Here is a 24,785-nt window from a genome sequence, read left to right on the forward strand (position 1 = left end):
GATAGGAAGTTGCCAATCTTAAAAAATGTGCTTCTTTAGCTCAGTTGGTAGAGCGCACGACTGTTAATCGTGTTGTCGCTGGTTCGAGCCCAGCAAGAAGCGCCATTTTTTTATTTTTTGTAAAAAAAATTAAGGAGGGTATTCAAATGGAAAATACAACTGGACAATTTTTTCAAGAAAATTTAAAAAATCAACAGCAAAAAATTAAAAATAGAGTGTTTAAATTAAAGCAAAGACGATTTTCAATGTTTTTTGTAATAGTAGTATTGATGGTTTTAAGTTCAATTAATATGGTTAGTGCAGCTTTTTATATGAAGCCTACAAACATAAAGAAGCACTTTATGTATATATTAATTTTTTTTGTGATATATCTTTTTATTGGTAATGCTAAAAAGATAAAAAGATTAAAATTTTCGTATAAAATTTTAAGTGATAGAAAGGTAAATGGATTTATTTTTTTAACAAGTGTTTTTATTTTATTAGGAATGTATATTGGTGGAAAAATGAACTTGTCATTTATTCCTCAAATAAACGGAGCTTATGGCTGGATAAATTTAGGACCAATTTCTATTCAACCAGCTGAAATTTTAAAATGTGCATTTGTTATAAATATGGCAAATTGCTTGGCGAGAGCAGAAGATAATGATTTGAGCGAAAGTCTGACAATAATGAATGCTTCAATATACTTAGGAATTTATGGGGTATTAATTTTAGCTCAGAAAGATATGGGGACAGCGATTCACTATTTAGCAATTTGGTTATTTATGGTGTTTATGAGTAAATTAAAAGATAAGTGGGTTTTAAGAGTGAGTTGTTTGGGAGGAATAGTAGGTATAGGTGGGCTAGCAGCAGTTTATAAATACGCCAGTGAAGAAGGGGCTTCCTATAAAATAATGAGAATAAAAAGTTATATAGATGGATTATTTTTTGGAAATTATTCTGATGACTACGGTTATCAAGTAAAACAATCCGTTTATGCTTTTGGTAGTGGAGGGTTATTTGGAAAAGGATATGCTAATGGGGTTCAAAAGTATAGTTACCTTCCAGAGATACATACAGATTTTATAATGGCTACTTTTGGGGAAGAGTTTGGAATAATGGGTATGTTTGTGGTTGTTGGGTTATTTTTTGCATTGTATCATTTTATAATGGTAACAGGAAGAGAATGTAAAAATTATTTTGGAAAATACTTAGCACTGGGAATGGGAGCTCAAATAATAACTCAAGTAATAATAAATATATTTGTAGCAGTAGGGTTGTTACCTGTTTTTGGATTACCAATGCCATTTTTTAGTTATGGGGGGAGTGCAATGGTAACAATGGGAATTGCTTTAGGTTTAATTCATAATATGAATATTGAATAAATATATTTTGATTTTTATATGTAAAAATGATATACTTTAATGTAAGAGTATAGAGGATAAATATAGGGTAAGTGGTAAGAGATTAAAGCTAAAAATCTTTAGTTTTAGTTCCTTATTATTTGCTATATTTATCCTCTACCAATTTAGGAGGAGGAGACTTAATGTTCAATGAAGTAAGTTTAAGCTTAGAGATAGGTGGAAGACAGTTAACGTTAAAAACTGGTAAAATAGCAAGACAATCAAACGGAGCTGTGATGGTTCAATATGGAGATACAATTTTACTGAGTACAGTTAATAGAAGCAAAAATGCTAGAGAAGGGATTGATTTTTTTCCTTTAACAGTAGATTATGTAGAAAAGTACTATGCGGCTGGAAAATTTCCAGGAGGATTTAATAAAAGAGAGGCTAGACCATCAACAAATGCAACGTTGATAGCTAGATTAATAGACAGACCAATAAGACCAATGTTCCCAGAAGGATTTCACTATGATGTTCATATTGTAAATACAACTCTTTCATATGATGGAGTATGTACTCCTGATTTTATGGGAATTGTAGGATCATCAATTGCGCTGACAGTATCTGATATTCCATTCATGGGACCAGTGGCTGGAGTGGTAGTGGGAATGATAGATGGAGAGTTTATTTTAAATCCAACACCAGAGCAATTGAAAGTGAGTGAGTTGGATTTATCAGTAGCAGGGAGTATGGATGCTATTAATATGGTTGAAGCAGGAGCAAAAGAGATTGATGAGGAAACAATGTTGAAGGCTATAATGTTTGCTCATGACAATATAAAGAAGTTATGTCAGTTCCAAATGGAGTTTCAAGCTTTAGTAGGTAAAGAGAAAATAGAGTTCCAAGCGCCTGAAGTAATGCCGATAGTTAAAAACTTTATTGATCAAAATGGAGCTACTAAATTAAAAGAGGCTGTTTTAACAACTGGAAAAAAAGCTAGAGAAGAAGCTGTAGATAAGTTGGAAGAAGTTTTATTTGAAGAGTTTGTAAATGTAAATTTTGGTGAAGAAGAGATTCCAGCAGATGTTATAGCAGAATTTGCAAAATATTATCATGACTTGATGAAAGAGCAAGTTAGAGATGCTATTTTATATAATAAGCATAGAGTGGATGGAAGAGCAACAACAGAGATTAGAGACTTGGCAGCGGAAGTAAATGTTTTGCCGATTGTGCATGGATCAGCTTTATTTACAAGAGGAGAAACACAAGCCTTGGTTGTGGCTACTCTAGGAACTAAAGAGGATGAACAATTAATTGATGGATTAGACGAAGAGTATTTCAAAAAATTCTATCTACACTATAATTTCCCACCATATTCAGTTGGAGAAACAGGAAGAATGGGAGCTCCTGGAAGAAGAGAGTTAGGACATGGATCTTTAGCAGAGAGAGCACTTAGCTATGTGATGCCTTCAGTAGAAGATTTTCCGTATACGGTTAGATTAGTTTCGGAGATAACGGAATCTAATGGTTCATCATCTCAAGCATCTATTTGTGGTGGTTCATTGGCATTGATGCACGCAGGAGTACCAATTAAGGAGCACGTAGCTGGAATTGCAATGGGATTGATCAAAAAAAATGATGACTATGTTGTATTAACAGATATAATGGGACTAGAGGACCATTTAGGAGACATGGACTTTAAAGTTGCGGGAACTAAAGTTGGAATAACAGCACTACAAATGGATATGAAAATAGCAGGAATCTCAGAAGATATTATGAGAATAGCTTTAAAACAGGCTTTAGATGCTAGATTACAAATATTGGATTTAATGAATAATACAATATCAAATACAAATGAGTTAGCACCGACTGTTCCGAGAATTCACCAAATGGTAATTCCTAAGGATAAGATAGCAGTTTTAATAGGACCTGGTGGAAAGAATATAAAGGGTATCATAGAAACTACTGGTGCAACTATTGATATTGAAGATGATGGTAGAGTATCTATTTTCTGTAAGGGAATAGAGATTTTGGAAGAAACTATAAAATTAGTAAATGGATATGTTAAAGATGTTGAGGTAGGAGAGGTATATCTGGGAAGAGTAGTAAACATAGCTAAATTTGGAGCATTTATGGAAATATTACCTGGAAAAGAGGGTCTTCTTCATGTGTCAGAGATATCTTTAGAAAGAGTAGCTAATGTTGAAGATGTATTAAAAGTTGGAGACACATTTGAAGTAAAAGTAATTTCTACAGAAAATGGAAAAATTAGTTTGAGTAGAAAGAAATTATTACAGGAAATGACAGCTGAATAATTTTAAAATTAAGGGGGATAACACAGAGGACTTCAACCTCTGTGTTATTTTTCCATATGAGAAACATTAAGGTAATAAAAATGAAGGATGGTAAAAATGAAATTAGGTTTAATAAGTTTAGGGTGTAGCAAAAATTTAGTTGACAGTGAACATTTAATAGGGTTAATGGTGGCTAGAAAAGGTTTTGAGATAACAAATAACTTGGATGAAGCAGAAGTTGTTTTAATAAATACATGTGGATTTATAGGAGATGCCAAAGAAGAATCTATACAGGCAATATTGGAAGTTGCAGAAAAGAAAAAAATGGGAAATCTAAAAAAAATAATTGTTGCGGGATGCCTAGCACAGAGGTATGCTGACGAATTGATAGCAGAAATTCCAGAAATAGATGCTGTAGTGGGAACAGGTGAAATTCATAAGATAGAAGAGATTGTAGATACAATTTTAGAAGATTCTAAGATTGTAAAGTGTGATTCATTTGAATTTTTAGCTGATGCAGGGACAGAAAGAATATTGACGACAAATCCTCACACAGCTTATTTAAAAATAGCCGAAGGGTGTAATAGAAGATGCACATACTGTATTATACCTCAGCTTAGAGGAGAACTGAGAAGTAGAAGAATAGAGGATATTGTGGAGGAAGCAAAAACTTTAGCCGCAAATGGAGTAAGAGAAATAAATTTATTAGCTCAAGAAACAACAGAATATGGAATTGACTTGTATAAGAAAAAAGCTTTGCCAGATTTATTAAAAGAGTTAGTAAAAGTGGGGGGAATTGAGTGGATTAGATGCTATTATATGTTCCCTAATTCATTGACTGATGAATTGATTCAAGTTATAAAAAAGGAACCTAAAATATGCAAGTATTTTGATGTTCCAATTCAACATATTTCTGGAAATATATTACAAAATATGGCTAGAGCGAAATCAGGAGATCATATAAAATCTATTTTAAATAAAATAAGAACCGAAATTCCTGATGCAACAATTAGGACTACTGTAATTGTAGGCTTTCCAGGAGAAACAGAGGGAGATTTTGAAGAGCTAAAAAAGTTTATAAAAGAATTTAAGTTTGATTATGTAGGAGTATTTAAGTACTCTAGAGAAGAAGGAACTGTAGCGTATGATTTAGAGAATCAAGTGCCAGAAGAAATAAAAGAAAAAAGATGGGCAGAGTTAATAAATTTACAAGCTGAAATAGCCGAAGTGAAAAATAGAGCAATGATTGGTAGAATTGTGGAAGTGATGATAGATGGTATTTCTTCAGAGAGTGAGTTTATGCTAGAGGGAAGAACTAGAGGGCAAGCCTTAGATATAGATGGAAAAGTTTTAACAAATGACGGGACTGCAAAGCAAGGAGAAATAGTAAAAGTAAAAATAGAACAAAATTTTGAATATGACTATATAGGTGCAATTGTAGAAAACGAAATAAAATAGTCTTAAAATAAGGAGGAATCAATCTTGAATTTGCCAAATAAACTTACAGCAATTAGATTAATATTAGCAATACCATTTATATATTTTTTACAAGAATCAGCAGGAACTACACATCATACTTTATACAGAATGATAGCTTTTGGTATATTTATTTTTGCATCGCTGACAGATTGGTTGGATGGATATATAGCGAGAAAATATAATTTAATAACTGATTTGGGAAAAATAATGGATCCTTTGGCAGACAAAATACTTGTTATATCAGCATTAGTGATCTTTGTAAAATTAGATTATATTCCAGCGTGGATGTCTATTGTTGTTATAGCGAGAGAATTTTTAATCAGTGGAATAAGAACTATAGCTGCAGCAAAGGGAGAAGTGATTCCAGCAGGAATTTTGGGAAAATATAAAACGACAACTCAAATGATTGTAATTATAATTATGCTGTTCTTTGGATTAGGAAATGCTCCTGAAAAAGAAAGTTTATATAAAACGATATATTATTATATGACATTAATTCCAGTTATTTTAACTATTTGGTCTGGATGGGAATATTCAGTGAAAGCAAAACACTATTTTTTAGGAGAGGAATAAGGAGAAAACATGGGTTTAATTTACAGAATTATAAATTTAGCTTTCGAGATTGCAAACATACTTATATTGATAAGAATACTAATCTCTTGGTTAGCACCATATTCAAGAAATGATTTTACAAATCTTATTTATACTTTAACAGAGCCAATTTTGAAACCTTTTAGAACGTTAATACCGATGGGAAACATTAGAATAGATTTATCGCCAGTATTAGCTTACTTTGCTTTGAAGATTCTAAGATATATTATTTTTTATTTATTATAATAGAATAGAGAAGCCAGTGGCTTCTCTATTTTTTGTAGGAGGAATAAAATGCACGACATAGAAAGTGAATATCATATACCAGTTTTATATTATGAAACATTAGAAAATTTAATAACAGACAGGGATGGCGTATACGTTGATTGTACCTTAGGAGGAGGCGGACACTCTGAAGGTATCTTAAAAGAGATCAGCGAGAAAGGAAAATTGATTTCTATAGATCAAGATGACCAAGCGATAGAGTTTGCTAAAAAAAGACTTGAGAAATATGGGAAAAAATGGTCGGTATATAAAAATAATTTCGAAAATATAGAAACAGTTTTATATATGGCTGGTGTTAATAAGGTTACAGGAATTCTTATGGATATTGGGGTTTCATCAACTCAATTAGATGATCCAGAAAGAGGATTTTCATATAGATACGATACAAAGCTTGATATGAGAATGAATAGAGAGGAAAAATTATCAGCTTATGAAGTTGTTAATAATTACGAAGAGGGAGAATTAGTTAGAATTTTCTTTGAATATGGAGAGGATAGATTTGCTAGAAAGGTAGCTAGATTAATCTGTCAAAAAAGAGAAGAAAAGTTTATTGAGACAACCGGTGAACTTGTTGATATAATAAGAAAAGCCTATCCTCCAAGAAGTGAAAAACACCCTGCTAAAAAAGTTTTTCAAGCCATTAGAATTGAAGTTAATAGAGAGTTAGATGTATTAAAAAATGCGATAACTAAGTCTTTTGATAGTTTAGAAAAGGGAGGGCGTTTAGCAATAATTACATTCCATTCTTTAGAGGATAGAATCGTAAAAAATATGTTTAGAGATTTATGCACAGGATGTAAATGTCCTAAAGAGATTCCAATATGTGTGTGTAATGAAAAACCTAAAGGAAGATTAGTAAATAGGAAGCCGATAACTTCAAGTGAAGATGAATTAAAATTTAACAATAGAGCACATTCAGCTAAATTGAGAATCATTGAAAAATTATAAAAATAGAAGGAGGACCTAATGAAGAGAAAAAAAGTTTTATTGACACTTGTTGGTATAATTTTAATCTGGTCATTTTATGGGTACCTTATAAGAACAATTTCATATTTGGAAAAAAGTAATTTGAAGCTTGAAAGAGAGTTAAGAGAGCTTGAAAAAGAGAGAAGTAAAAGAATATATGAGTATGATTTACTTATGGATTTAAGCAAAATAGAGCAAGAGATGAATAAAGAAAAAAATATGGTTATTTCTGAAAAAATAAATTTCTTTAAAATAGATGATAGCTCTTTTTAAAAATAAAGGAGAGTATTTATGAAGTTGGAAAAAGGACAAATAGTTGAGATAAAAATAGAAAAAATAGTGTATGGTGGAGAAGGATTAGGTTATTATAATAATGAATTTGCTATGTTTGTACCTATGTCTGTGCCAGGAGATACCTTAAAGGTTGAAATAATATCTTTAAAAAAAAGCTATGGAAGAGCTTTGATAAAGGAGATTATAACTCCTGGATCTGATAGAATTAAAAGTTTAAATCATGTAACCTTTGAAGATTTTCAAGGGTGTGATTTTGGAATGTTAGACTACAATGCTCAGTTAAAATATAAAAAAGAGATGGTAGAGGATGTGGTAAGAAGAATAGGAAAAAATAGTGGTGTTTTAATAGAAGAGACTCTGGAATCTCCTGTAGAAAAAAACTATCGAAATAAGGTTATTGAGCCATTTTCTTTCAGTGGAAATAAAATTATAACTGGGTTTTTTAAAAGGAAAAGTCATGATGTATTTCAAGTGGAAGATAATATGTTAAACTCTATACTAGGGAATAAAATAATCACAGAATTAAAAAATCTTTTGAATGAGAATAGAGTGACAGTATATGATGAAAAAAAGCATATAGGGATATTAAGGCACGTTATGGTTAGAACTAATTCTTTTAATGAAGCAATGCTAGTATTAATTATAAATGACATAAAGGTTTCTGAAAAAATTAAAAGTATTTTAAAAAAAATGACAGATAAATTTGAAGAAATCAAATCCGTATATGTGTCATTAAACGATAGAAAGACAAATGTAGCTTTGGGAGATAAAAATATTCTTATATATGGAGAAAAAACAATTAAAGAATATATCGACAATATACATTTTAATATATCGCCAGCATCATTTTTCCAAATTAATTTAGAACAAACTAGAAGATTGTATAGTTTAGCTATAGGTATGTTTGAAAACATAGAAAATAAAAGAATAATAGATGCTTATGCAGGAACAGGAACAATTGGAATGATTTTATCAAAAAAAGCGAAAAAAGTTTATTCTATCGAAATTGTTGAATCAGCTGTAAAGGATGGGATTCAAACAGCAAAAGAGAATAACATAGAAAATATTCAATTCATATGTGGAGATGTGAATAAGGAGTTAGAAAAGTTAGTGGAAATAGAAAAAATAGATTCTATAATTTTAGATCCACCAAGGAAAGGAGTAGACGAAAAAAGCTTAATAGATATATCTAAAGTGGGAATAGAGGAGATTGTGTATATATCTTGTAATCCATCTACCTTTGCTAGAGATATAGAAGTTTTAGAAAAGGAAGGATATAGATTAGTTAGAGTAAAGCCAGTGGATATGTTTCCTCAAACAAGTCACATTGAAGTAGTGGGAAGATTAATTAAAAAATAGGAGGCTTTATGATGAAATTTTTAATATTTGTAGTAATAGCATATGTATTTGGTTCATTTCCTAGTGGTGTTTGGTTAGGTAAGGTGACTAAAAATATCGATATAAGAGAATATGGAAGTAAAAGTTCTGGAGCAACAAATGCTTATAGAATTTTAGGTCCAAAGTATGGTATAATGGTTTTAATGTTGGATGCTTTAAAAGGATATATTCCACTTTATTTGGCAAGTTTATTTGCTATAGGTGGAATATATATTATATTGTTAGGTTTGGTAGCTATATTAGCTCATACTTTTTCATTTTTTATACAATTTAAGGGTGGAAAAGGAGTGGCAACAAGCTTAGGTGTTTTTCTTTTTTTAATGCCAAAAGTTGTGGGGATTTTAATATTAGTATTTATTTTGATAGTGGGAGTCAGTAAGTATATCTCTTTAGGATCAGTTGTGTGTGCTGGGTTATTACCTATTTTAGCATATTTTATGCCTGTGAAAGAGGGAGTTCCTAGAATACCATTGGTAATAATATCTTTAATAGTAGGAATATTTGTAATTTATAAACATAAAGCAAATATCCAAAGACTTATGGATGGAAAGGAAAATAAATTTAATTTAAAGTAAGGAGATAAATTAAATGGAGAAAGTAGTTATAATAGGAGCGGGAAGCTGGGGAACAGCATTAGGAATGGTTTTAGCAAAAAAAGGTTATGAAGTTATAATGTGGGAATATAACAAAGAGATTGCTGAGAAATTAAATCTTGAAAAAGAAAATAAAAGATTGCTTCCAGGGATAAAGTTTCCAGAGAATTTAAAAGTTACATGGGAACTAGATGGACTTTTAACCAATGTTAAATATGTTATTTTTTCTGTACCGTCACAGGTATTAAGAGGAGTAATAGCAAAATTATCACCACAGATTACAGAGGATATGATTTTAATAAATACAGCTAAGGGAATAGAGATTTTGAGTGGAGAGACACTTTCAAATGTTATGAAAGATGAGATAAAAGGTAAATATCACAAAAATATAGTAATTTTATCTGGTCCAACTCATGCAGAAGAAGTAGCTCAAGAGTTACCAACAACAATAGTTGCTGCTGGTGAATTAAATAATGCTAAAAAAGTTCAAGAGCTGTTTAATACTGAAAACTTTAGAGTTTATGTAAGTGAGGATATTGCTGGTGTTGAACTGGGAGGAGCTGTAAAAAATTGTTTAGCAATAGGAGCTGGAATAGCGGATGGACTAGGCTATGGAGATAATGCTAAAGCGGCTTTGGTAACAAGAGGAATTGCGGAGATGATAAGATTCGGTAAGGTTATGGGAGCTGATGAAAGAACATTTTCAGGACTAACTGGGATTGGGGACCTAGTTGTGACGTGTGCTAGTCAACATAGTAGAAATAGGTATGTTGGAGAGAGACTTGGCAAGGGAGAAAAAATAGAAGATATATTGAATAGTATGCTTATGGTTGCTGAAGGAGTCCCTACAGTTAAAGCTGTATATACTAAGAAATCAGAGTTGGGAATAAGTATGCCAATAGTTGAAGCAATTTATGAAATAATATACGAGGGAGCAGATACAAAAGAAAAGGTTAAAGAATTGATGACAAGAGAGTTAAAAGAGGAGTTTTACTAAAAAATAATTTACAAATAAATAATCAAATAGCAACACGGAGATTCAAAATAGAAAAAGATAACTAATGAGGGTATGGGGTGTGTATGACAGAAAAAGATTTAGTTTCGTTTTATCTAGATGATATTAAAGAGTATGAAGTGTTAGGAAAAGATGAAGAGATATCACTTTTGAGAAGAGCAAAAAATGGTGATATCGAAGCAAGAGAAAGATTAATTTTATGTAATTTAAGATTAGTGGTTAATGTAGCTAAAAAATATGGTAGTAAAGGTATGAGTTTCATAGACTTAATCAGCGAAGGAAATTTTGGATTGATTCATGCAATTGAAAAATTTGACGTAGAAAAAGGATATCGGTTTTCGACCTATGCTGTTTGGTGGATTAAGCAAGCTATAAGTAAGGCTATAATAAGCAAAGGGAGAGAGATAAGGATACCATCTTACAAGCATGATCTGTTGAATAAAATAAATAAATTTATAATGGATACAGTTATGCTAAAAGGTGATTATCCAAGCATATGTGAGATATCGGATGGCTTAAATATAAACTTAGAAAAAGTTCAAGATTTGATGATGGAGTTTCAAGAAACAATATCTCTTAGTTCTCCAATAGGAGAGGACATATGTCTGGAGGATACCATAGCGAGTGAAATGCATAATGATTTAGAGGATAATTTAATTCGAGAGATGAGCATGGCTCAGATAAAAGAGATATTGAATAAATTAAATGATAGAGAAAAGCAGATATTAAAGCTTAGATTTGGATTTGATGGAAATCAAATTCATACTTTAGAAGATATAGGTCAAAATTTTAGCATAACAAGGGAAAGAGTAAGACAGATTGAACAAAAAACATTAGAAAAATTAAGAATACGTTATAGTGACTTACTAAAAGGAAACTATTACTATTAAAAGCAAGGAGGTTAAATTGATTTTAAAAGTTAATAGATTAGAATTTCTAAAAAAAATAAAGATAGTAGAAAAAGCGATTAATGAGAATAAAATTAGACCAATAATCTCTTATGTTTACATGGAAACAAGAGGAAGTAAATTATGGTTTTGTGGAACGAATTTAGAACTGACAATATCAACACACATGGAATGTGATGTAATAGCGGAAGGGAAGGCTGTTTTTCAACATAATTTAGTAGAAGAGTATTTAAAAGAAATTAGAGATGAAGAGATTACTTTAAATATAAAAGAGGATGTTCTAACAATAGAAACAGTGGATTCAGCTTCGGAGTTTATCTTAATGAATGCTGAAGAGTTCCCTAAAATTCAAGAATTAGAATTAGAAGATAAAGAGTTTGAATTCAAATTAAAGAAATTAGAGTTGGCTGATTATTTTGATAAAGTGAAGTTTTCAGCCTCAATGTCTAGTGATAATTTATCAATAAATTGTATAAGAGTAGAGATTGAAAATAATAAAATTAAATTTATATCTACAGATACGTATCGATTAACATATTTAGAACATTTTTACTTAGAAAGTGAAGGTACTTTCAAAGTGAGCATTCCAATAAATACAATAGATGCAATGTCTAAGTTATTAAGAAACGGGAATGAAGAGGAAATTGAGTTTACACAGAAAAATAAGCAACTATATTTTAAATTAGGAAATATATCAATAGTGAGTAGAGTTATAGATTTGCCATTTCCAAATTATAAAACAATACTAGAGGCTAGCGGATATAATAAAAAATTACAGATAGATAGAGTTGAATTCGAAAAAATGTTAAAAAGAATTCAGATTTTTGTAAAAAATAATTCAGAATCAAAATTTGGAGCAATATTTACCTTATCTGGCGATAGGATTGAAATCGAAGGAGTAGGAGAGATTGCAAAGGCTAAAGAAGTTACAAAAGTAAATTATGAAGGAGATAATCTAAAAATTTCTTTAAATGTGAAGTTCTTATTGGAATTTGTTCAATCAAGTGATAGAGATATTATTACATTGGAATTTACAACACCTAATAGTGCTGTAAGAACAAGAAATATAGAAGAAGATAATTATACTTATATAGTGATGCCTTTAGCTTTGAAAGACTAGATTATAAAAACTAGCTTGCAGGGTGAGCTAGTTTTTATTTTGCAAAGATAAATTCTTTGTGGTATAATTTGGATAATATTTTTTCATTTAAGGAGAAATAATGAGCAAATTTTATATACTAAAATTTATATATGAACTTCAGTATTTCAAATATTTACTACTAGAATATATAATAAAAAATCCATATGATAATAATAGTGCAAAAAAATTTATAGATTTTAATAATAGAAGAGTATTAAAAAAAATAAGTAAAAAAAATATAAAAAAAATAGCAATACTATTACCTCATTGCATACAAAAATATGAATGTAATTTAAAAATAACAAATAATATTGAAAATTGTAAAATGTGTGGATTATGTGATATATCTGAGATTTTGAAATTGAAAGAGGAGTTTAAACATATTGGTATAAAGGTAGCTACTGGTGGAACGTTAGCTAGATTATATTTAAAAGAAGAAAAGCCCAGTTTGGTGATTGCGATAGCGTGTAAGAGAGATTTAACTTCTGGAATTAGAGATGCATTTCCAATACCAGTTTATGGGATTTTTAATAGAATTGTAAATACAGCGTGTAAAGACACAAGGGTAGCTGTGGATGAGATAAGAAAGGTATTGAGAGAGGTGGGAACAACGTGAGAAAATTAAAACTATTTATTGCCGGACTTTTAATATGTTCTGGATTAATTGCCTCAGAGAAAGAGGACATTAAATTTTTGGATGAATTATTTATTCAAAAAAAATACTCAATGGCACTTCAAGAGTCTAACAATTTTATAACAAAATATCCACGTTCTAAATATATAAAAAATATAAAAATAAGAATGGGACAAGTTTATTATGTAGAAGGAAGATATCAAGAGGCAATAAATACTTTAAATGCATGTTTAAAAGATTTAAAATTGAACCAAAGTGAAAGCAATAATATCTATCTATATTTAACTAAATCTTATGTAGGTTTAAAAGATTTTGATACTGCATCTAAAGCAGCAAATTTAATAGTTAAAACGAGTTCAGAAGGAAAAAATGACTATGAAGAGGCTTTATTATCAATAGGAAAAGGGTATATCGATAATAAAGATTATGTAAGAGCACAAAAAGAACTATCAAATGCTCTCAGTGTTCAGGGGAAGAATTATGAAGATATCGTACTGAACCTTGCTTTAGCGGCATATAATAACTCTCAATATATAAAAACAATAGTTTACTTAGATGAGTATTATAAGGGAACAAAGGTTGGTACAAATAAAGACTTAGTGAACTATCTATACGGTTCATCTTACTATAAAACAAATGAATCATTAAAAGCTTTAGATTACTTTAAAAAAGTAAGAAATAGTAGTGTCAGTTCAGAGTATAAAACCTTATCAGTTTTAACAATGATAGAAATTTATTTAAAGCAGGGAAATGCTAAAGAAGCTGAAAGTATATTGTCTAGTTTGTCATCAGAACAAAAGCTTTATAACACAGCTTTGAAAAGTTTTGGAGATTTTTATTTGGTTAGAGGTGCAAATGAAGTTGCACTATCCTATTACAATAAAATAACAAATAAAGATATAGATGTATGGTATGGAATAGCTTTAGCCCAATACAGATTGAAAGACTATAAAAATTCATTAGAAAATTTTAGAAAATTATATCCAACAAAATATAAAAATGAGAGTATATATTACCAATTATCAATTGAATATCTAAATAAAAATTATAAATGGGTGTTAAATAATAGAAATTTAGTTGTGGGGTTAAATTTGAGTAGAGAAGAAGAAATTGCTATAAATAATTTGGTAGGGACATCAGCTTTTGAAGAAAACGATTTTAAGATAGCGGAAGAGTACTATGCTAAAAATTATAATATATCACCAAATAAAGAATCACTTTATAAAATGATTGTGACTTTGAGCAAGATAAAGGATAGAACAAAGTTAAATAATTTAATAAAAGAATATAATACAAAATATCCAAATGATCAAGAATATAAGAAAAATATAACTATAATAACAGCAGATAACCTATTAGCGGAAGGAAAAGGGGAGCAAGCTATAAATCTTTATGAGAATTATTTAGCGACAAATAGAGATTCAGAGATTGTATCTAACTTAATAGAATTGATGATTTCTCAAAAAAGATATACTGATGTAATGCATTATTTAAGTATTCAAGATGCTTCTTTAGAAAATACTTATCAAAAAGGAATTGCCACTATGGGAATGGGAAAATATGATGAAGCTGAAATGTATTTTAACCAAATTGTAGATAGTGGGGAGAATGTTGATAAGTCTCTTTATGAAAAGTCAAAATACAATATAATAAAAAATTATTTTTTATGGGAAAAGTATTCAGATGTAATAAATTCAGGAGAGGCTTATATAGCAGGGGATAATCTGTATGCATTGGAAGATGTAGTGGATAAAGTTGCAATCAGTTATTTTAGGCTTGATAATCCAGAGAAAGCGAGAGAATATTTTGAAAAGTTAAAATTAGTTTCAAATTTAGGAGATTATGCACAATTTCAAATAGGAGAAACTTATTATAGTGAAAAGAGATATAAAGATGCTATTGATGCATATAAAATAAGTGCACAAGATTCAAAAAATCCAGAATATAGAGAAAAAGGACTATATTGGGAAATTTCATCTTTATATTTACTAAAAGATACAAATGAATTTGATAGTAAAAGCAAAGAGTTTTTAAATCTATATCCAAATTCAAAACTAAAAGATAATATTCTTTTAATGGAGGGAGAGTTGTATGGTCTCCAAGGAAACAATACAAATAGTTTAAAAACTTATGAAAAACTATATGGTGAAACAAAAGATGATGTTTTAAAAGAAAAATCTCTTATAAAAATAATAGAACTGTCGGAAAATACAAAAAATATTCAAAAAGAGTTAGAATGGATAAATAAAATCACTAATGACGATAAAAAAAGTTACTATATGGCAAAACATCTTCAAAGAGAACAAAAATTAGATGATGCAAAAATTGAGTTTGAAAAGTTGGTGTTAACTAATGACTATAAAGATTTTGGAGCACTTGGATTAGGGGATTATTACTATTCTAAGAAGGAGTTTCCAAAGGCAAAAGAATATTATGAAAGTGTATTAGCTTTAGATAATAGCGCATATAAAGACAAAGCGTTATATCAAACAGCTAATATAGAAAAAGATACCGGACTTACGAAAGAAGCAATAAGAAATTATACAAAGTTGTATGTATTATACCCTACAAGTGAGTATGCTTTAGAGTCAAAAATAAGATCAGCAGAAGGTTATGAGACTTTAAATAATTTTAAGGATGCTATAGCACAGTATGACGAATTATTGAAAACTGAGAGCAAAAATAAAGATTATTTCTTGGAAAAATTGATATTTTTAAATTTAAAAATTGAAAAAAAAGATCTAGCAAAAGAGTATTATGAGCAGTTAAGGAAAGAGAATTTAAAGCTTTCTGAAAAATATAAAGATTTTTTTAACGGAGGAGAGAACATATGAAAAAATTAGTTGTTACAAGTTTAATGATTTTATCTTTGGGGATTTTTGCTAATGAGGATGTTGTTATTGATAAACAGGTAACTGGTGTAAATAAAGAGCAGCTAGAAAATTATCCAAAAGAAAGTAATGTACAATTGGAAAAAAAGGTTATAAAGATTGATGATAAAAATATAACAGCTGATAAGTTTAAAGATCAAAAACAAGTTATTCAAATAAATGAAACAAATGATTCTATGAATAAAAGTTTAACTGAAACTGATAGTGGAACTCCAATTTGGAAGTATATAATAGGAGTAGTTGCATTAGTTACATTAGGTATAGCATTATAAAAATTACAATATAAAAGATTAGGAGGTCTATAGAATGTACTGGTTAGTTAATGGTGGAATACTTATGTACTTTATAGTATTTATGTCAATATTAGGATTATATGTGATAATAGAGAGGGCAATTTATTTTAAAGTCAATGAAAATATAGATATGTCTAGAATAAGGCCTATATTACGTAGTGCAATTGAAAAAAATGATATTAAGGGAGCAATTACAACTTTAGGTAATCAAAAAAGTTCAACAGCAAAGGTTATAAAAGAAGTTTTAATCTATTGGTATAAAACAAGAAGTACAAATGTAGAAACTTTAGAAGAAAAAGCTAGAGAGGTTGCTTTAGCTCAAGTTCCAAAGTTAGAAAGAAATATGTGGCTTTTATCGGTTGTTGCCTATACAACACCGCTAATTGGTTTGTTAGGGACAGTTACAGGTATGATAAAGGCTTTCCAAGCTGTATCATTACACGGTACAGGAGATGCGTCTGTATTGGCAGGTGGTATATCTCAAGCTCTATTGACAACTGCAGGTGGATTATTTGTAGCGATTCCAGCAATTATTTTTTATAATTATTTTAATAAAAAAATTGACGATCAAATTAATGATATGGAAAAAGGTAGTGCAGAGTTAATAAACTACTTCAGAAAATAAAGGAGGGGGAGCATGAAACTTAATAGAATTAAAAGAAGATCAGGTAATTCTTTAATACTTGAATTAACTCCCTTAATAGACGTAGTGTTTCTACTATTAATATTCTTTTTAGTTGCTACAACTTTTGAAGATGTTAACAGTGGTATAAAGATAGATTTACCTACATCTACGGTAAAAAGTACTAAGCCAGTTAATGAGCTACAAGTTATTGTAACTAAAGATAAAGAGTTTTTTATAAGTTATAAAGATAAAGGTAAAAGTAAGAGGGAAAAAGTAAGTGTTAAAGATTTAAAAGAGGAATTAGCAAAGAGACTTATTGAATCAGAAGATAAAAATGTTATCATTAGTGCTGATAAAAGTGTTAATCATGGTATAATTGTGGATACGATGACGGCGGCTAAAGAGGCAGGAGCTATTTCTTTAGATATAGATACAGCTTCGCCTGGAAAGTAGGTGCAGATCTATGAATAGACAAAATAATGATTTAAAAATATTTATAGCATCAGTAGTTATAAACCTTCTTATTTTATTTTTAATTCCTGGATTTAAAATAGATGAAATAGTTGATAAAAAATTAAAAGTTGGTTTGGTGAGCCTTGAAACAAATACTAAAAAAATAACAACAAAACCAGAACCTAAAAAACAAGTCACTCCTGTGAAAGAGGAAAAAAAGGAAGAGAAAAAGATTGTAAAAAAAGAGGAAGTAAAACCAGTAGAGCAAAAGCAAATACCAAAGGAAACTAAAAAATTATCATTGGATGATTTAGCAAAAAGTATTTCTAAAAGAGAAACTGAGTTTTTAGCTATTGATAAACCTTCAGTTAGAGAGATAGATAGTGATTTAAAAAACGAATTATTAAATAAAAAAGAGTTACAAGAAGCTGAGAAAAAAAACTTAGTGAATCCAGTAAAAGATATAACAATTTCAAAAGACGATATAGTTTTAGATAAAACAATAGATTCTCAGTTAGCCGATAATACTAAAAACTTACCTTTTCAAGGAGAGGAAGAGGAGGAGTTTGGTTTCAAAACTATGGTAGAAAAAAATGGGGTTGATGGACTTCCTAGTGGATATAGATTGGGCGTGGAAGATGGAGATGTTGTTGCTAAATGGGACCAAGCAAATAGAGAGCCTAGATACCCTGAAGCTGCTCAATTGAGAGGGATGCAAGGAAAAGTATTGTTAAAAATACAGATAGATGAGACAGGGAAAGTTGCGTCAGTATTTATAGAAAAGGGTAGTGGAGTTCCAGAAATAAATATGGCTATAGAGGAGATTGCGAGAACTTGGAAAATCTATTTAACAAAAAATGGATTGAATATAAAAGGAAATGTTAATTTAGAGTACAGCTTTAAACTTTTGGGAACGTCATAACTAGAAGTAAAAATTAGAGGATGGTGAAGAGATTTGACTCTTTTAGGATTTAGATTAGAAAATGAATTAAAAGATGAGTTAGAAAGTAATTTTGAAAATGAGTTAAGATTTGCAGAAAATATAACTTCTTTTATGGAACTATTAAAAGAAAGAAAGTATGAAGCGGTTGTGATAGATGAAACAAATTTACAACAAGACGCTCTAGTAAATCTTGTAAAAAAAATTACGGAAACACATAAAAGATCAGTAATTATAATAATGGGAGAAACTTCAAATTTAAAGTTAGTTGCAGGTGTAATAAAAGCTGGGGCTTATGATTATATTTTGAAGCCAATCAGTCCAAAAGATGTTAATAAAATCTTGGAAAAAGCAGTGAAAGACCATAAACTTTTAGCTGAAAGAGTAGATAGAAATAAAAATACGGGGGATAAGTTAATAGGTCAAACAAAAGAGATTGTAGAAGTATATAAGATGATAGGAAGGGTTTCTAATAGTAGAATTCCAGTTTTAGTGGTTGGAGAGAAAGGAACTGGGAAAAGCAGTGTGGCAACAGCGATTCATCAATTCAGTGACTGGTCTACAAAACCATTTTTATCCGTAAATTGTACATCTTTTCAAAATAATCTTTTAGAAAGAAAGCTGTTTGGTTATGAAAAAGGGGCTTTTGAAGGAGCAGCATTTTTACAAATAGGAGATTTGGAAAAAGCAAATGGAGGAACATTGCATTTAGGAAATATAGAATCTTTAAGTTTAGATATGCAATCAAAGATTTTATATTTATTGCAAGAGGGTGAGTTTTTCAGAATGGGTGGATCGGAGCCTATCGAGATGGATATAAGAATAGTAGCTACTACAAGCGAAAATTTAGAGGAGTTAATAAATAAAAAGCTATTTATTGATGAGCTATATAATAAGCTAAAGATTCTAGAAATCAATATCCCACCTCTAAGAGACAGAAAAGATGATATTCCTTTTATAATAGATCACTACTTGTCTAGTTGCAATGAGGAACTACATAAATCTGTAAAAGGTGTGAGCAAGCCAGCATTAAAAAAAATAATGAGATATGATTGGCCAGGAAATGTAAATGAATTGAAGAATGCTATAAAATCAGCAGTGGCTCTTTGTAGAGGAAGTTCTATACTGATTGAAGAGCTTCCGGGAAATGTAACAGGGAATAAAATTTCCAAAAGAAAAGGTGATAATCAAAGTTGGATATTGACTGATTGGATAGAAGGGGAACTTTTGGGCCTAAAAAATAATAAACAAAATAACTACTATGGAATAATAATATCTAAAGTTGAAAAAGAGGTAATACGTCAAGTTTTAGAGATAACAAGTGGTAAGAAAGTTGAGACAGCCGAATTGCTTGGGATAACAAGAAATACATTGAGAACGAAGATGAATAACTATGGTTTAGAGTAGGTCTTTAGACTTTAGGAGGAAAAATGCACGTAACATTATATAGAAAATATAGACCTAAGGGATTTGAAGAGATTGCGGGAGAAGAGGAGATTGTACAGACCTTGAAAAACTCTCTAAAATCTAATAGATTAGCACATGCTTATTTATTCACAGGACCTCGTGGTGTAGGAAAAACGTCGATAGCTAGACTTATGGCAAAGGGGCTAAATTGTTTAACGAATGGTATAACAGATACTCCTTGTAACGTATGTGAAAACTGTAAAGAAATTTCAATAGGAAACTTTTTAGACTTAATAGAAATAGATGCGGCTTCAAATAGAGGAATTGATGAGATAAGGCAATTAAAAGAAAAGATAAATTATAGCCCTACAAAAGGAAGAAAAAAAGTTTACATAATAGATGAAGTTCATATGTTAACTAAAGAAGCTTTTAATGCTCTTTTAAAAACTTTAGAGGAGCCACCTGAGCACGTTTTATTTATTTTAGCTACAACAGAACCTGATAAAATTTTACCCACTATTATTTCAAGATGCCAAAGATATGATTTTAAAAGTGTTAACTATAGAGATATGAGGAAAAAATTATTGTATATAGTAGATAATGAAGGATATAAAATAGATGAGGCCAGTTTAGTAGCTATTTATGAAGCTTCTGGTGGAAGTATGAGGGATGCTATATCAATTCTTGAAAGACTTATGATAAATACAGAAGAAAAGAGCATCATAATTGAGAAAACTGAGGATGTATTAGGAATAACACCTTTAAAAACTATAGATTTATTTATAGAAGTTGTAGAAACTAAAAACCGATTTCAAGGAGTTGAACTTTTAGAGGATATATGGAAAAACTCTATAGATATAGAGTTATTCTTTAAAGATTTAGCAAAAAGGGTTAAAGATAGAGTTGTTAAAGGTGACTTAGGGACGGAAAGAGGTTTAGAAATAATTGATACGGTCTATGACATTTTATCAAGATTTCGTTATGAAGAAGATAAGCGACTAATTGGATATGTTATCTTAAATAGATTAACGGAAAAACGAGAAAAAGAGATTGTAGTTGAAAAGATTATAGAAAAAGTTCAAGAGATAGATAAAAGTACAGTTGATATTTTAGAAGGTGAAATGGTTCTAGACAGCACATCTAAAATAACTTATGATGAAGTGAAAAAATCTTGGGATAGAATAGTAGAAGAATCAAAAAAAGTGAAGATGACTTTTGGAGCATTTTTAATTAAAGCTTATTTCAAAGATTTTTCTAACAATACTTTAATAATTGGATTTTCAGAAGATCAGAGGTTCGCAAAAAATATGATGGAAACGGAACCTTATAGAAGTTTATTTTTAGATGTAGCAAGAAAAGTTCTTAAATCAAGAATTATGATAAAATATGAGTTAAAAGAGGTTAATAAAAATAAAGATAGAGTAGAGAATGAGGATTTTTCTAAAAAAATAATAGATTTTTTTGGTGGAGAAATAATATAGCTTAACAAAACTCTACCTTTATGGTATAATTACCCTGATAAAGTTTTAGGAGGATTAATGTTTTTAATAACAGGAATAATAATAGCAGCATTGTTTTTAGTTTCAACTTCAATGCCATTTCTAAGTTGGGTTTTACCATATTATAAAATTAAAAAATTAGAAAAAGCGGATTTGAAAACTAAAATTATAGTCAATATAGTTGCTTTAGCTGCTATAGGTTGGATAGATATACACTTTCTAGTTACTTATGTTGGAGTTTTTATTTCAATAGAAATTTTTTATTATATACTAAAAAAATATGGTAAAAATATTCAGTATTTTGATAAAATTTTTATAATAAGCTTATTGATTGGAACTGGAATTTGTATATATATATATTTTAATAGAGTAACTTTAAATGCAGGGTTTGAACAATTAAAAAATTTATATTTACAGAAAACAACATTCAGTCAATATGAAGTAGATATGGCATTTAAGTATATTAAAAATAATTTTACCTATTTAGTATTTGCGTATTTGAATATGACGGTATTTTTAGTATATTACTTTTTACATAAAGAAGATTTTTTTGGATGGGAAGTATCATATTTATGGTTAATTCCTTATATATGCATATTTTTCATAGGAAAATATACTTCTTTTGGAGGAAATTTAGTAACTAATATATTAGAAGTATTAAAAATTGTTTATATAATGTATTTTATGAAGATAGTTGCAAATATTTTATACGAAAAAGTAAAAAAGCAATCGTTATGTTTTGTGATTGGAGTATTCTTAGGATTAATATCTCCAGAGTTTGCATTTATTTTTGGAGCATTAGCTAGTGGAATAAAAATCAAAATAGTAAAATCATAAATAATTAGGAGGAGTTTTTATGTCAAAAATACAAGTAATTTTAACAGCGGATGTGGCAGGGCAAGGAAGAAAAGGGGAGATTGTTACTGTTTCTGAGGGATATGCAAAAAACTTCCTATTGAAAAATAATAAAGGAATTATAGCAACTCCAGAGGAACTGAAAAAGATAGAGAACAAAAAAGTTAGAGATGCTAAGAAAGCTGAAGAAGATAAAAAGAAAGCAATAGAAGTAAAAGCACTATTAGAAAGCAAAAAGTTATCGGTAGTTGGAAAGATAGGCGATAATGGGAAATTATTTGGAGCAATAACAAATAAGGAAATTTCTTCTGAATTAAAAAAAGAGTTTGGATTAGATATAGATAGAAAAAAAATAGAGTGCACTATTAAGAGCTTAGGAGAACATAAAGTGATTGTTAAATTACATACAGATGTAAAAGCTGAGGTTTTAGTGGTTATAAAAGGATAGTGAAATATGGAAGATATAGAAAAACTTAGAAAAATTCCAAGCAGCCTAGAGGCTGAAAGGTCAGTTCTAGGTGGTATTTTTTTGAAATCAGACATTTTTAGTGAGGTAATAGAGATTATTACCGCAAGTGATTTTTATAAAATGGCGCATAAACTAATTTTTGAAGTTATGCAGGAAGTATATGGCTCTGGAGAGTCGATAGATCCAATAATAGTTATGGATCGATTAAAAAGAAAAGATAAATTTGATGATATTGGTGGAGAAGCTATATTTTATGAGATTATAGAAGAAGTGCCGACGGCAGCAAACATCTTGACATACGCAAGAATCATAAAAGAAAAAGCAACCTTAAGAAAATTAGGTGATATTGGTACTAAAATAGTAGAGATGACTTATGAAGGATATGAGGATGTGGATACTATATTAGATAGAGCTGAAGGAATGATATTTAAAGTTGCTGAGAGTAAAGAGTCAAAAGATATTGTTAGTTTAAAGGAAGTTGTGACAAATGAATTTGAAAGATTGGAACAGCTTTTACAAAACAAAGGGGTAACAACTGGAATTTCGAGTGGTTTTAAACATTTTGATGAAATGACAAGTGGATTTCATCCCTCAGATTTAGTAATTTTAGCGGCTAGACCGTCTATGGGAAAAACAGCTTTCGCCTTAAACTTAGCTTTAAATGCAGCTATGAAAGCTGAAAAAGGAGTTCTGGTATTCAGTTTAGAGATGTCCAGCTCACAATTATTACAAAGGCTTTTAGCCATAGAGGCTGGTATAGGATTACAAAAAATTAGAAATGGATTTCTAGGTGAAGATGATTGGGGAAAATTGGGAATTGCTAGTGGTAAATTAGCAAATGCTGAAATAAATATAGCTGATGTTCCCAATGTAAATGTTTTAGAAATTAGATCTATAGCTAGAAGATTAAAAGCTGCTGGAAAATTGGATATGATTTTAATTGATTATTTACAGCTTATAAAAGGAACAAGTGGAAAATCTGATAATAGGCAGCAAGAAATCTCAGATATCTCGAGGTCATTAAAAGGGATAGCTAGAGAGTTAGATATACCGATAATTGCATTATCACAGCTTTCTCGTGCGCCAGAGCAAAGAGCTGATAGAAGACCAATGCTATCAGACTTGAGAGAATCAGGAGCAATTGAGCAAGATGCTGATATGGTTGTATTTTTATATAGAGATGATTATTATAATGATGAATCAGAACAAAAAGGTATAACAGAAGTTATCATAGGAAAACAAAGAAATGGACCAGTTGGGACTGTGAACTTGAAATTCTTCCATGAAATTACTAAGTTTGGAGACTATACAACTAAGGTCGAATAGAAAGGTGAGAAAAAAGATGAAAAGAGCAGAATTATTAGCTCCAGCAGGAAATATGGAAAAGTTAAAAATGGCTTTTCATTATGGAGCGGATGCAGTATTCTTGGGTGGAAAAATGTTTAACCTAAGAGCTGGAAGTCATAACTTTAATGATGAGGAGTTGAAAGAGGCAGTTGAATATGCACATTCAATGGGAAAAAGAGTATACGTGGCTCTTAATATAATACCTCATAATAATGAATTAGAGCTATTACCAGATTATGTAAAATATTTGGAAGAAATAGGAGTGGATGGAGTAATTGTTGCAGATTTAGGAGTATTCCAAGTTGTGAAAGAGCATACGAATTTGAATATAAGTGTGAGTACTCAAGCAAGTAACACGAATTGGCGTTCAGTAAAAATGTGGAAAGATTTAGGAGCTAAAAGAGTAGTTTTAGCAAGAGAGATTTCTTTGGACAATATTGCCGAAATAAGAGCCAAAGTGCCAGATATAGAGTTGGAAGTATTTGTTCACGGTGCTATGTGTATGTCAATTTCAGGAAGATGTCTATTGAGTAATTATATGACTGGTAGAGATGCAAATAGAGGCGATTGTGCTCAATCATGTAGATGGAAATATAATTTAGTTGAGGAGACAAGACCAAATGAATATATGCCTGTTTATGAAGATGAAAGAGGAACTTATATATTCAACTCAAAAGATTTATGTACAATAGAAATCATAGATAAAATTCTCGATTTAGGGGTGGACTCCTTAAAAATTGAGGGAAGAATGAAGGGAATTTATTATGTTTCGAATGCTGTAAAAGTATATAAAGAGGCTATAAATAAATATTATGCTGGAGAATATGAATATGATCCAACTTGGATGGAAGAGATTCAATCAACTTCGAATAGATCATATACACAAGGATTTTATCATGGACAACCGGGAGCGGAAGCTAACAATTATAATGATAGAAATTCCTATAGCCAGACACATCAATTAGTAGCCAAAATAGAGGAAAAAATTAATGAAAATGAGTATATTTTAGGAATTAGAAATAGGGTTTTAACTGGAGAGTCTTTAGAGGTTATAACCACTTCAGGAAAGCCTAGAGTGATAGTGAT

Annotated in this window: 24 protein-coding genes and 1 tRNA gene; all 25 read left to right on the forward strand. The window is 30.0% G+C overall.

The window, feature by feature from the left end; genetic code table 11:
- The first annotated feature begins 29 nt into the window (after positions 1–29).
- A tRNA-Asn gene (locus tag ACWI69_RS08980) sits at positions 30–105 on the forward strand.
- A 41-nt stretch (positions 106–146) separates the two neighbouring features.
- Positions 147–1,364, forward strand: a complete 1,218-nt coding sequence (locus ACWI69_RS08985; protein WP_448821505.1) for an FtsW/RodA/SpoVE family cell cycle protein — start codon at positions 147–149, stop codon at positions 1,362–1,364.
- Between the two features lie 161 nt (positions 1,365–1,525).
- Positions 1,526–3,637 carry a polyribonucleotide nucleotidyltransferase gene (pnp, locus tag ACWI69_RS08990; protein ID WP_448821506.1) on the forward strand — a complete coding sequence of 704 codons (2,112 nt, stop codon included), beginning with the start codon at positions 1,526–1,528 and terminating at the stop codon, positions 3,635–3,637.
- A 96-nt stretch (positions 3,638–3,733) separates the two neighbouring features.
- Entirely contained in the window at positions 3,734–5,074 is a 1,341-nt protein-coding gene (gene rimO, locus ACWI69_RS08995) for a 30S ribosomal protein S12 methylthiotransferase RimO (RefSeq protein ID WP_448821507.1), read from the forward strand.
- Between the two features lie 24 nt (positions 5,075–5,098).
- The gene (gene pgsA, locus ACWI69_RS09000) at positions 5,099–5,668 is read left to right on the forward strand and encodes a CDP-diacylglycerol--glycerol-3-phosphate 3-phosphatidyltransferase (protein WP_448821508.1); all 570 of its coding nucleotides are present in this window, start codon (positions 5,099–5,101) and stop codon (positions 5,666–5,668) included.
- A gap of 9 nt (positions 5,669–5,677) precedes the next feature.
- Positions 5,678–5,932: a YggT family protein gene (locus ACWI69_RS09005; RefSeq protein WP_448821509.1), complete on the forward strand. Its 255-nt coding sequence runs from the start codon at positions 5,678–5,680 to the stop codon at positions 5,930–5,932.
- Positions 5,933–5,980: 48 nt separating this feature from the next.
- Positions 5,981–6,919: a 16S rRNA (cytosine(1402)-N(4))-methyltransferase RsmH gene (gene rsmH, locus ACWI69_RS09010; protein ID WP_448821510.1), complete on the forward strand. Its 939-nt coding sequence runs from the start codon at positions 5,981–5,983 to the stop codon at positions 6,917–6,919.
- An 18-nt stretch (positions 6,920–6,937) separates the two neighbouring features.
- Positions 6,938–7,210 carry a hypothetical protein gene (locus ACWI69_RS09015; protein WP_448821511.1) on the forward strand — a complete coding sequence of 91 codons (273 nt, stop codon included), beginning with the start codon at positions 6,938–6,940 and terminating at the stop codon, positions 7,208–7,210.
- Between the two features lie 18 nt (positions 7,211–7,228).
- Positions 7,229–8,590, forward strand: coding sequence for a 23S rRNA (uracil(1939)-C(5))-methyltransferase RlmD (gene rlmD / locus ACWI69_RS09020; RefSeq protein WP_448821512.1), 1,362 nt, complete (start codon positions 7,229–7,231; stop codon positions 8,588–8,590).
- 11 nt (positions 8,591–8,601) lie between these two features.
- Positions 8,602–9,204 carry a glycerol-3-phosphate 1-O-acyltransferase PlsY gene (plsY, locus tag ACWI69_RS09025; protein ID WP_448821528.1) on the forward strand — a complete coding sequence of 201 codons (603 nt, stop codon included), beginning with the start codon at positions 8,602–8,604 and terminating at the stop codon, positions 9,202–9,204.
- A gap of 13 nt (positions 9,205–9,217) precedes the next feature.
- Positions 9,218–10,219 (forward strand): NAD(P)H-dependent glycerol-3-phosphate dehydrogenase, encoded by a 1,002-nt coding sequence (locus ACWI69_RS09030; RefSeq protein ID WP_448821513.1) that lies wholly within the window; start codon positions 9,218–9,220, stop codon positions 10,217–10,219.
- A gap of 83 nt (positions 10,220–10,302) precedes the next feature.
- The gene (locus ACWI69_RS09035; protein WP_448821514.1) at positions 10,303–11,127 is read left to right on the forward strand and encodes a sigma-70 family RNA polymerase sigma factor; all 825 of its coding nucleotides are present in this window, start codon (positions 10,303–10,305) and stop codon (positions 11,125–11,127) included.
- A gap of 16 nt (positions 11,128–11,143) precedes the next feature.
- A complete protein-coding gene (dnaN, locus tag ACWI69_RS09040) occupies positions 11,144–12,265 on the forward strand; it encodes a DNA polymerase III subunit beta (RefSeq protein ID WP_448821515.1) in 1,122 nt (373 codons plus the stop codon).
- 100 nt (positions 12,266–12,365) lie between these two features.
- Positions 12,366–12,902 (forward strand): DUF116 domain-containing protein, encoded by a 537-nt coding sequence (locus ACWI69_RS09045; RefSeq protein WP_448821516.1) that lies wholly within the window; start codon positions 12,366–12,368, stop codon positions 12,900–12,902.
- The gene (locus tag ACWI69_RS09050) at positions 12,899–15,754 is read left to right on the forward strand and encodes a hypothetical protein (RefSeq protein WP_448821517.1); all 2,856 of its coding nucleotides are present in this window, start codon (positions 12,899–12,901) and stop codon (positions 15,752–15,754) included. The genes ACWI69_RS09045 and ACWI69_RS09050 overlap by 4 nt, the downstream gene beginning before the upstream one ends.
- Complete coding sequence (locus ACWI69_RS09055; RefSeq protein WP_448821518.1) at positions 15,751–16,083, forward strand: hypothetical protein; 333 nt, start codon at positions 15,751–15,753, stop codon at positions 16,081–16,083. Before ACWI69_RS09050 ends, ACWI69_RS09055 begins: the two co-directional genes overlap by 4 nt.
- A gap of 34 nt (positions 16,084–16,117) precedes the next feature.
- Entirely contained in the window at positions 16,118–16,729 is a 612-nt protein-coding gene (locus ACWI69_RS09060; protein ID WP_448821519.1) for a MotA/TolQ/ExbB proton channel family protein, read from the forward strand.
- 12 nt (positions 16,730–16,741) lie between these two features.
- Complete coding sequence (locus ACWI69_RS09065) at positions 16,742–17,182, forward strand: ExbD/TolR family protein (protein WP_448821520.1); 441 nt, start codon at positions 16,742–16,744, stop codon at positions 17,180–17,182.
- Between the two features lie 10 nt (positions 17,183–17,192).
- Complete coding sequence (locus tag ACWI69_RS09070) at positions 17,193–18,104, forward strand: energy transducer TonB (RefSeq protein WP_448821521.1); 912 nt, start codon at positions 17,193–17,195, stop codon at positions 18,102–18,104.
- Positions 18,105–18,137: 33 nt separating this feature from the next.
- Entirely contained in the window at positions 18,138–19,529 is a 1,392-nt protein-coding gene (locus tag ACWI69_RS09075; protein WP_448821522.1) for a sigma-54-dependent transcriptional regulator, read from the forward strand.
- A gap of 23 nt (positions 19,530–19,552) precedes the next feature.
- The gene (gene dnaX / locus ACWI69_RS09080) at positions 19,553–21,010 is read left to right on the forward strand and encodes a DNA polymerase III subunit gamma/tau (protein ID WP_448821523.1); all 1,458 of its coding nucleotides are present in this window, start codon (positions 19,553–19,555) and stop codon (positions 21,008–21,010) included.
- A 57-nt stretch (positions 21,011–21,067) separates the two neighbouring features.
- Entirely contained in the window at positions 21,068–21,865 is a 798-nt protein-coding gene (locus ACWI69_RS09085) for a hypothetical protein (RefSeq protein ID WP_448821524.1), read from the forward strand.
- A 19-nt stretch (positions 21,866–21,884) separates the two neighbouring features.
- Positions 21,885–22,331 carry a 50S ribosomal protein L9 gene (gene rplI, locus ACWI69_RS09090; RefSeq protein WP_448821525.1) on the forward strand — a complete coding sequence of 149 codons (447 nt, stop codon included), beginning with the start codon at positions 21,885–21,887 and terminating at the stop codon, positions 22,329–22,331.
- Positions 22,332–22,337: 6 nt separating this feature from the next.
- On the forward strand, positions 22,338–23,678 hold the full coding sequence (gene dnaB / locus ACWI69_RS09095; protein WP_448821526.1) for a replicative DNA helicase: 1,341 nt from the start codon (positions 22,338–22,340) through the stop codon (positions 23,676–23,678).
- Positions 23,679–23,694: 16 nt separating this feature from the next.
- Positions 23,695–24,785: U32 family peptidase (locus ACWI69_RS09100; protein ID WP_448821527.1), on the forward strand; the 1,091-nt coding region annotated here is incomplete at its 3' end.

This window comes from Cetobacterium sp. (genome assembly GCF_977044495.1).